This is a genomic window from Candidatus Igneacidithiobacillus taiwanensis, assembly GCF_031962545.1.
In the GTDB taxonomy this organism is placed as follows: Bacteria; Pseudomonadota; Gammaproteobacteria; order Acidithiobacillales; family Acidithiobacillaceae; genus Igneacidithiobacillus; species Igneacidithiobacillus taiwanensis.
In genome coordinates this window covers 1-9,600 of the sequence record NZ_JAVRKK010000088.1, presented here as the reverse complement: position 1 = coordinate 9,600, position 9,600 = coordinate 1, and the positions used below count along the sequence as shown (strand labels likewise).

The window sequence follows — 9,600 nt, the reverse complement described above, 5'->3', positions numbered from 1 at the left end:
TCCGCGATGACGACCGTACTTCCGGAATATAACCCCCATCCGATTTTGCAGATGGAAAGGAAGCCGTTGAGGACGGTTGATGCAAGCATCCAGCGTGATTTCTGCTGGTCCTGTCTGCTGGTATTTGCTAGGGTGATTTCTGTCATGCCCACGCGCTTACCATGTGTCCGGAGAAGATTCTGTTAGCAATTGAATCACCTCCAGAAAAAAGGGGGCCGCGAGGCCCCCAGAATACGTCAGCCGCAATACTGATGCTACTTGAAACGCTTGCGGGTATAGAGGTACATGATTCCCGCGATTCCGATATAAACAGCGGGTAGAAAGAAAATAATATCTTCCAGATTGGCATACTGCATGATGACCTCCTAGCGTTTGCTGACGCCCTGCTGCGACAGTTCTTCATCCTGGCTATCGAACATGGCAGCGCCGGCGGCCGAGATGAGGATAATCATGGTAGTGCCGATGAGCCAGGCAAAGTACCACGGACCATAGTCGCCAAGGATCACCGAAAGAAAAAGTGCAAGGCCCAGGATGACGGCAGCACTGACAAAGGTAAGCAAGTTTTTCATGGGAGAACCTCCTTAATAGGCGTGGGTATCGCTCGGACTCGGGCTCTTGACCTTGCCGCGCATGACCCGAAAACACCAAGTTGTGTAGGCGATGATGGTAGGCACGAAGATGCCACTAAAGATAGTCATCCAAACCAGGTTGTATGCACTACCCGTGCCGTTCCACACCGTGATGCTCTGGGCGGGGTTGTCGCTGGAGGGCATGAGGAAAGGGAACATGGAGACACCTGCAGTACTGATAACACCTATCCAAGCAACTGCTCCGAACCACCAGGCCAACGTCGGCTTGTTGGCGCGCATGGTCAGGCTTCCTGCCAGCATGGCCAGGATGGCAACGACTGGAATCAGCCAGAGGATGGGTGCCGCAGCATAGTTGTGCAACCAGGCGCCTGCCACCCGGGTAACATCCTGGGCGGCGGAAATATTGGCTGGCATGGCGGGGTCCGCATGGTGCAGCACATAACCGTCCATGCCGGATACCCAGAAACCACCGATGACGAAGAGTACCACACTGACCAGCGCAGCTACGGAGCCAATCTTTTTGGCCCGACTATAGATGGGATCCGTTCCCCGGATCATCAGCATGGCAGCCCCCTGGTATATGGCCAGGCTCAAGGACAACAGGCCACAGAGGATGGCAAAGGGATTGAGTAGATAGGAAAGGAAGGACTCCGTTTGATAATACTGACCATCCCAGCCAAAGTGGAAGCCCACTCCTTCGAGAATGTTTCCAAAAGCCGCACCATACACAATCATGGGCAGTGCGCCGGAAATCAAAAAGGCCCAGTCCCAGGTATCCCGCCATTTCTCGGCAGGAACCTTGGAGCGGTACTCGAAGGCCACCGGTCGCATGATCATGCTAAAGAGCAAGAGAATCATGACAATGTAGAATACCGAAAAGGACGTGGCATAGAGGCTGGGGAAGGCGGCAAAAATCGCCCCACCACCCAGAATGAACCAGACCTGGTTACCATCCCAATGGGGACCAACGACATTGAGGGCCATGCGCCGCTCGGCATCATTTTTGCCCACAAAGCGCAGTAGCGTCCCCACCCCCATGTCCATTCCTACCATGATGGCCAGCCCCATGAGCAAGATGCCCAGGAGTAACCACCATAAGACTTTCAAGAATACATAAGCATCCATCGTATGTTGCTCCTTTTGGGCGGGGCAGACGTGCCCCGCGCTTTTGCTTTAGGGTCGATCCAGACTGGCTTTGGCAAAGGCCGGTTTTCCTACCAATCCACCACCAGCAGCCGGGGCCGCATCGCCGTGGTGTTCTTTCTGGGGGCCCAGTCGGGCGTATTTAAACATCAGGTAGAGCTCGGCAATGATGAAGCTGCTGTAAAGGATTGCAAAACCAATCAACGAGAAGACCATGTAAGCCACAGAGTGGCTGGAAGCAGAGACAAAGGTCGGGAGCCATCCATACACGGTCCAGGGTTGGCGACCGTTTTCGGCAGTGATCCAGCCGAATTCGCATGCAATCCAGGGGAGACTGATGCTCCAAAGGGCTACTTTCAGCAGCAATGGATGCCGTTCTACTTGATTTTTCAAGCTGTAATAAGCAGCGAAGGCAAAGAGAACGAGCATAAAAAAGCCCGCCGCGACCATGAGCCGGAAGGCCCAAAACTCCACCCAGACATTGGGAATGGTGTCCTTGGCTGTTTTGTCGAGCACGCTCGGAAGGTTGGCCTGATTTACCTTGGCCAGATCCTGATCGGGGGCAAATTGCTTGGCGAGGAAGCCATAGCCCATATCATTTTCATACTTCTTGAAGGTCGCCAAGGCAGCCGTGTCACTATGGTCGGCATTATAGGCCTTGAGGGCGAGCATGGCCTTGATGCCATTCTCGATCTTGGGTTTGGCCTGTTGCTCCAACTCAAGGATACCGGGGATGACCGTGGTTTCGGTATGGGTCAATAACGGGGTTAGGACGTAAGGAATACTGATTGCAAATAGATTCTTCTGGGCTTGGCGATCGGGGATGGCGATCAGATTCCACGCTGCCGAAACCGGATGGGGGTCAGTCTTCCAGATGGCTTCCATGGCGGCGAGCTTGGTGGGCTGTGCGTGGGCATCGATATAACCCAAGGCATCTCCCAGGGTGATCACCGCAACGGTAGCAATCACCCCAAAAATACTTGCGATCCGGAAGGAACGCAGGGCCAAGTCCCGGTGCCTATTATTTAATAGGTAGTACGCGGAGATGGCCATCACAAACATGGAGCCCGTCACAAAACCAGCCGTAGTGGTATGGACAAACTTGGCCTGGGCATCGGGGTTGAAGATCAAGTCGATGAAGTTGCTGAACTGCATCCGCATGGTATTGGGATCAAACGTTCCTCCTCGGGGATCCTGCATGAAGCCGTTGGCGATGAGGATCCAGAGGGCCGAGAGATTGGACCCCAATGCCACCAGGTACGTCACCACCAAGTGGGCCTTGGGGGAAAGTCGATCCCAACCAAAGAACATGACCCCGATAAAGGTGGATTCCATGAAAAAGGCCATGAGCCCTTCAATGGCCAGGGGGGTGCCAAAAATGTCACCTACAAAGTGGGAGTACATGGACCAGTTGGTACCAAATTCAAACTCCATGGTCAGGCCCGTTGCTACCCCCAGGGCAAAGTTGATCCCGAAGAGCTTGCCCCAGAATTGGGTCATTTCCTTGTAGATGGGGCGTTTGGTAACCACATACACGGTTTCCATGGTCGCCAGAATGAAGGTGAGTCCCAGGGTGAGGGGGACAAACAAAAAGTGGTACAGGGCGGTCAACGCAAACTGTACTCGTGACAGCTCCACCACCGTGGGGTTAATCATCATACTCATTGAGTTACCTCCTCTTGTTACAGCAGAACAGGACCGGAATGAAGGCGTTGCAGAGGTTCCTCTGCAGGCGCTGCCGGACTCTTTTTTGCGGCATCGTGTTGTAGATATTGGGTACAGCGGGCCAGTAAACCGGGGCCTCCCGAGCCAAAGCCCAAGCGGCGCAGCTCTTCCAGACTCCCCAGGCGGCGGCCGCGGTTCTCCACCGCGGGATAGAGAAGGGTTTCATCTGCCATGGGTGCCAACAGGTTTTGCAGATGGGCGATCAACGCTGGCCGTTTTGCTGCCGGAACGCGACGGTGGAGCCCTCCCGCCAGCAGCGTTTCTCCCGTAAAGAGACGGTCCTCCCATTGGTACATGACCGCGCAAGGGGTCAGTCCGGGCGTGTGGAGTACGCGCAGGCATTCCTCGCCAAAGTAGAGCCGGTCTTCGTGGCGGATGCGCATATCCACGGCAGCATCGTTAATGCTTTCCTGGGCAAGGATTCTTGCCCCCACCCGGTCGCGCAGCGCCAGGGCAGCCTCCCGTTGATTCTTGTTCCAGTGGGTCTGGAGGGCGAAACGCAGACGCAGACCGCGGCTATGGAGAAACTCCAACACCGGATCCAGTTGCCCGGTACCCACATCGATGGTCACCGCCTCCCGGGTAATGGGATCTCCCACGACATAGGCCAATTGCCGGCCCTTCTCCCAATAAAACTGTCGAAAGATCATCTTGGCACCCCTTTCTTGCATTTTCCTATTACAAAAAGCAAAATTTGCGCCACACCAAAAGCAATACCATATAAGTGAGCTTTTACAGGCAGTTAAGTTTTTTTACCTAGTCCAAGCATTGCGTTTTTTCTGCCAAATATGGCAGTTTTTGGGATACGATATGCCAATCATGACAGATATGCTGGTTTCCACCGTGCCGTTGGTGACGATGTTGTCAATCCGTGTCCAATTCTGACCAGTCTCAGAGAAGGATAAGACTCAGTTTGCGGGAGGAATCATTACCGGTTTCGGGAATACCACAGTCCGGGTTACTGTTGGCAATAGTTTTCCAGCATAGTGCTCCAGTTTCACCACTTCGGCTCGAAACTCAGGGCGTGTAGCTTTGTTATGTTTCCTACGACATCAAATTATATCTATCGGAGAATACCTACATACTTTGGGATACCTCAATATCAGCAAAACTCAAAGGGAACTGTCTTTCGGAATGGGCATGAGGCGCTGCAAAAAGGCGCGGCGGTCACATTGTTGCTGTTTTTCCAGGTTGGCGCGGGTCTGTTGTCGGAATCTTAGGACTTGGTTCCAGGCGGAAAAGACAGCGTCAGCATCAGGGTAGCGGCGAAGACCCTGCACTTCAGGCTGGAGGAGGAAATGGCCTAGTTCAGGTAGATAGTGGAGGTGGCCCCGGCCGATGAGTCCGGGGACGGGGAGGGCGAGGAGAGGACCGAGGGCGAGGCAGGGTTGGACGGCCCGCTCCCCTGGAGTCCAGCCGCTGGGAAGGGGAAGGGGGGGTACGGCGGTGGGTATGCAGATACGGTAGAGGGCGATGGGGGTGAGCAGGTGACCCAGCCACCAACCGGCGACGAGGCGCAAATCGCGCAGTTCAACACCCAAGCTCGGGTGGGCCGCCTGGCTGTCGCGAAAGCAGTTCTCATGCCAATGGCGAAAGGCGGCGGTGATCTGTAGCTCGAGGGTTTCCGCCGTTAGGGCCGGCAAAATTTGCCATGTCCCGCTCGTCCCGGATCCGTCAACTGAGTTTTGGTGCGTCACGCCTGGAGCTTCGGGGTGAGGCAGGTGTAGACCAGATCGGCCAGTTCCTGGGCAAGGCCACGGTAAAAGAGTAGTTCGCTCTGCGCCGCGAGGTCGCCGAGGAAGCGATTCAGCCAGTCGCCGAGCGTGTCATGGCAGAATCCCTGCAGGACTTCAGATCTGCCCTGCTCCCAAAGAAAAGCCGCACATTCACAGATAGTACCCAGATAATCGGCAGGGAGCCCGGTGGGCAGCAAGCCCAGGTCGCCATAGAATCTTTCCAACGCAGCGGCACGATGGCCGTTCAATATGCCCTCTTCGAGATAGGCCGAGGCAAAGGGTGGACAGAGGGCCGGGAAAATAAAGAGCCGGGTATGCTCCCCCTGCCAGACATCCAGGGGTAGTGCCGCCAATTCTCTCAAGGCCGGAGCGAGCCACTCTGGGTGATGGGCCTGTTCCTGCAACAACTCCAGGGACTCGTTACCTGGCTCCGCCAGAGCCATGGCGCAGAAGCGCCAGGCGGCAAGGATATCGGACGGCGCTGCCAAGGTGGTCTCAGTGGCTGGTGAGGACATGATAAATGCCGGCACCGAGGACGCCATCATGGCCCGCATTACCCCAGGGGAAGACATAAACGCCGCTGGCCAGGAAGTAGTGACGTAGCAGGAAGCCGCCCAGGAGTACCATGCAGGCCGAGAGAATCACTGGGCTGCTGCGTTGCCAGCCCAGGAAGACACCTTTGCTTTCCAGCAGAAAGGGCAGAACCAGGCCAATGCCGAGAAAACCGACTACCCAGCCCCAGCTATGCCAAAGGATGTCGAGGGAGGCTTTGCCGCTGAGACTGCCCGGGAGGATGACGAAGAGGATACCGAAGATGAGCACGATTTCCACGGCAATGAGGAGCATATCCAGGCGTTCATACCAGCGGGCTAGAGCGCCATGTTCATGGAGTACGGCGTAGAGGACAAGGAGTTGATAGGCAAAAGCCGTGGAAAAAGCGGAAACGGTGAAGAGGGGCGGAACCAGGTCATTGGCCCAAAGGGCGGCAGCCGGGAAGGAACGCAGCAGGAGGCCCGTATAGGCGGCGGTACCGATGCCGTTGAGGATGGCGATCCAGGCGATGGGGGTGCGCAGGCGCGTGGCCCAGTCACCAATGATGCGGATCAGGGGCATTTCAAACCAGCGCTGCAGCCAGGGACCGATGATGGGCAGCTTGCGGAACCAGGGTTCCGCCAGGACCTGGGGCCAGATATAGAGTAGGCCAAAGACCATGGCCCAGATGATGAACTGGGTACCCCAGGCGATCCAAGACCAGGGTAGGAAGAGTACATTCCAGGGCAGGAGAATCTCCCAAACCCGAACGGGATGGAGCAGATCCACCAGCAGGAGGGCGGAGCCAAAGCCTAAAAAGGCCTCTCCGGAAAGGGTGCCCCAGAGGGTAATGCGGCGTTCTGAACAAAAGTAACGGTCCGTAAAGAGGCTAATCGCGATCAATGCCGCTCCCAGACCGCCGAGGAAGAGATAGGCCGCCACGAGGATACCCCAGCGATCCTGGGTGGCGAAGGTGGTGACGAAATGAACAGTGCTCATAACAGTTCCTCCGGAATCTTGTGGACATAGTAGACGTTGGGACCGGTGCCTAACTCCGTGAGCAGGCCCTGGGCCTTGCCAGTTGCAACGACCTTGGTGACAAGGTCATCGGGGTTGTCCAAATCACCAAAAATGCGGGAGTGAGCCACACAAGTTTCCACGCAGGCCGGTTGCAAACCTTCCTGCAGACGTTCGTAGCAGAAATCGCACTTGTCGATGCTGGGCACCGTGCGTTTGAGGAAGTCCTTGCCGTAATAGGCTTCGCCATAGCTGATATCCTCGGGGTCGGCACCATAGCGGGCATCGTAGGGACAGGCCATGGCGCAGGCCTGGCAACCCATGCAGATCTCCGGATTGACGCGAACGATGCCGTTGGCTTCTTTCCAGGTGGCCCCGGTCGGGCAGACACTCACACAGGGCGGGTTGTCGCAGTGGTTGCACAGCTTGGGAAAGAACTGGCGGAGGATCTTGTCACCCACTTCGATCTCTTCGTCATAGACATAGGTACGAAACTTATCGGGGTTCCAGACCGGAGTCTGGTTTTCCATGGCACAGGCCGCCATACAGGCGTTGCAGCCGACACATGTGTCCAGATTGATAAGCATGGCATATTTAGTCATAGCTGATTCCTCAAATGCGTTCCAGGCGCACGGTGAATTCCTGGGAGCGAAAACCGCCGCTCACCGGTTCGATGAAATTGGGAGTGATCTTATTGAGGGCTGTACCCATGCCTACGGCGTGAGTGAGGGCCGGATTCTGGTCACCGAAGCCGCTATACAAGAAAACAGTGTCCTCTCGCACCAGACGGGTAACATGTATTGACATCTTGGCCTTTTGCTGGGTCAACAGGTTGGTGACCAGCACCTTGTCGCCTTCCCGCAGCCCAAGTTTGGCGGCGCGCTGGGCATGGACCCACAGGCCGGTATAGATCTCACCGCGGAATTTGCTGATCCCTACCAAAGGTTGGAAATCGTTGTTGGGTGAGCAATGGGAGACGACCGGCACCATTCCGTACGTGAAATAGAATTCGTTGTCGGCCATGGGCGCTTTGCTGCCCGGCCGGCAGTCGGCAGGGATGTGGGTGGCCAGCACCGAGAAATAGGGGCTATCCCACAAACCGAATTGCTCACGCAGCTGACCATAGAGATTGCTATAGAATTCGGCACGACCACTGGGGGTTGGCAAGGCCATCTTGCGCGGCATGCCATGGTTGGCGATAAGTTCCTCGGCCTTGGCAACGGGATAGACTCCCTTTTCCCGCAGGACGGCATCCAGCTTTTGCGGCGTGATGCCAAGCCCTTTGGACTTCATTTCAAAGTCTACCTGTCGGCTGGCCATGCTGAAGGGGTTTTTGACACCTTTGGCGCGGTTCTCGGCGGTGAGGGCTTTGAGGCGGGCGGCGGGAACACCAGCGAGTTGCTCCAGGGCCTGATAGTAGGGCTCGCTGCTGCCGCTGATAATCTCCGTCAGCTTCAGCAAGGCATCGGGCAGGATGACATTGTCATAGAGGGGCGGCACGGCCTGATACCGGGTGATGAGCATGTTGTCGGGATTGGTGCCGTTGCCATAGATGGCCGGCTCGTCGCGCTCCAGATAGGTGAGTTCCGGCAGGACCACGTCGGCATAGGCCAGGGTGTCCGAGGGCATCACGTCCATAACAATGACCAGCTCCATGTTTGAATGCGTCAGGACCTCCTCCCAAAAGCCCTCGGGCGCATCGCGCAGAGGATTGGTGCCGTTGAAGAGAATCGCCTTGCACAGGTACGGCGCGCCTTTCCAGGTCAGTTTGCCCTTGACGGCAGCATCCAGCCCCACTTCCGTTGTAAAGGGAAAGGCCGCCCAGTTGGGAGAGTCCTTGGGAGTCTGATCGCGGTACACCGCCGCCCAGGCCGGATAGCCATGGGGATAGGTATGTGGATCGGCGGCTGCCTTGGCGCTCCAGTAGACAAAGGGCATCCCCGCCAAACTGGCCATGGGCGGGGCGTGGGGATCATCCTTTACCGCCCACATGTGGCGCACCTGCTCGCGGTAGTCGCCGCCAAAGATCCAGCCGCCAGGCACGTCGAAACCACCCTTGAGGCCCTGGATCATGGCCTGCACCCGACGCAGCATCTGGATGTTGCCATAGCGGGCTCCGGACCAGCCGGGGATGAGGATGGGGGACTTGGCCTGATGGAAATCGCGGGCGATTTTGCGGATGTCATCGGCGCTGATGCCAGTGTTGGCGGCCGCCCACTCGGTTGTGTAGGGCTCCAGTTCCTGGAGCTGGGCGTCGAAAACGGTGACAAGCTTCTCACCCTGATACTGGAAATCGGCGGGTGCACGCAGTTGCGGTTTGACCGCAGCACCGCTGCTGCTCTGGAGATTGCTGTTGCTAAATGCGGGCAGGAAGACAACCTGACCGCTGTGCTGGTCGATAACCGCCGGTTCCTTGTTGGCCGAAAGATAGAGTTCCCAAGCATTGTGGGTATTTTTTCGCACCAGGAAAGGCATGTTGCTGTGGCTGACGAGAAATTCCTCGTCGTACCACCCATTGTTCATCATCTCCCGCAGCATCGCCAAGGTGAAATCTAGGTCGCTACCGGGTTTGATAGCGTACCATTCGTCCGCCTTGGCAGCGGTTTCCGAGGCCCGCGGGTCGAGGACCACCACCTTGGCACCTTTTTCCTTGCCAGCTGCGAAACGCACCGCGCGGCAGGTGGATATGCCGCCGATGCTGGCATTGCCGATGATGGAAAGTATGTAATCGCTGTTTTCGTAATCCTCGATGACTTCAGCGTGAACAACATAGTTGCCAGTCATGGAATTGGTACCGAAATGACCGTCGAACACGCAATTCTGGGTGGGAGAGGTGATGAGATTGGGGATCTGATTGG

The 9,600-nt window shown here is 56.5% G+C and carries 9 protein-coding genes; all 9 read right to left on the bottom strand.

Going from position 1 to position 9,600, the window contains the following annotated elements; all coding sequences use genetic code 11:
- Positions 1 to 365: 365 nt before the first annotated feature.
- Positions 366 to 569, bottom strand: a complete 204-nt coding sequence (locus RTI30_RS10285) for a hypothetical protein (RefSeq protein WP_312283733.1) — start codon at positions 567 to 569, stop codon at positions 366 to 368.
- Positions 570 to 581: 12 nt separating this feature from the next.
- Entirely contained in the window at positions 582 to 1,715 is a 1,134-nt protein-coding gene (cydB, locus tag RTI30_RS10280; RefSeq protein ID WP_312283732.1) for a cytochrome d ubiquinol oxidase subunit II, read from the bottom strand.
- Between the two features lie 48 nt (positions 1,716 to 1,763).
- Positions 1,764 to 3,398: a cytochrome ubiquinol oxidase subunit I gene (locus RTI30_RS10275; protein ID WP_312283731.1), complete on the bottom strand. Its 1,635-nt coding sequence runs from the start codon at positions 3,396 to 3,398 to the stop codon at positions 1,764 to 1,766.
- A 17-nt stretch (positions 3,399 to 3,415) separates the two neighbouring features.
- Positions 3,416 to 4,108: an MBL fold metallo-hydrolase gene (locus RTI30_RS10270; protein WP_312283730.1), complete on the bottom strand. Its 693-nt coding sequence runs from the start codon at positions 4,106 to 4,108 to the stop codon at positions 3,416 to 3,418.
- Positions 4,109 to 4,570: 462 nt separating this feature from the next.
- Positions 4,571 to 5,101, bottom strand: a complete 531-nt coding sequence (hybE, locus tag RTI30_RS10265) for a [NiFe]-hydrogenase assembly chaperone HybE (protein ID WP_312283729.1) — start codon at positions 5,099 to 5,101, stop codon at positions 4,571 to 4,573.
- A 50-nt stretch (positions 5,102 to 5,151) separates the two neighbouring features.
- A complete protein-coding gene (locus tag RTI30_RS10260; RefSeq protein ID WP_312283728.1) occupies positions 5,152 to 5,682 on the bottom strand; it encodes a molecular chaperone TorD family protein in 531 nt (176 codons plus the stop codon).
- Between the two features lie 7 nt (positions 5,683 to 5,689).
- Positions 5,690 to 6,724 (bottom strand): NrfD/PsrC family molybdoenzyme membrane anchor subunit, encoded by a 1,035-nt coding sequence (nrfD, locus tag RTI30_RS10255; protein WP_312283727.1) that lies wholly within the window; start codon positions 6,722 to 6,724, stop codon positions 5,690 to 5,692.
- Positions 6,721 to 7,344 (bottom strand): 4Fe-4S dicluster domain-containing protein, encoded by a 624-nt coding sequence (locus RTI30_RS10250; protein ID WP_312283726.1) that lies wholly within the window; start codon positions 7,342 to 7,344, stop codon positions 6,721 to 6,723. Before RTI30_RS10250 ends, nrfD begins: the two co-directional genes overlap by 4 nt.
- Positions 7,345 to 7,354: 10 nt before the next feature.
- A partial coding sequence (locus RTI30_RS10245; RefSeq protein WP_312283725.1) for a molybdopterin-dependent oxidoreductase occupies positions 7,355 to 9,600 on the bottom strand: 2,246 nt, incomplete at its 5' end.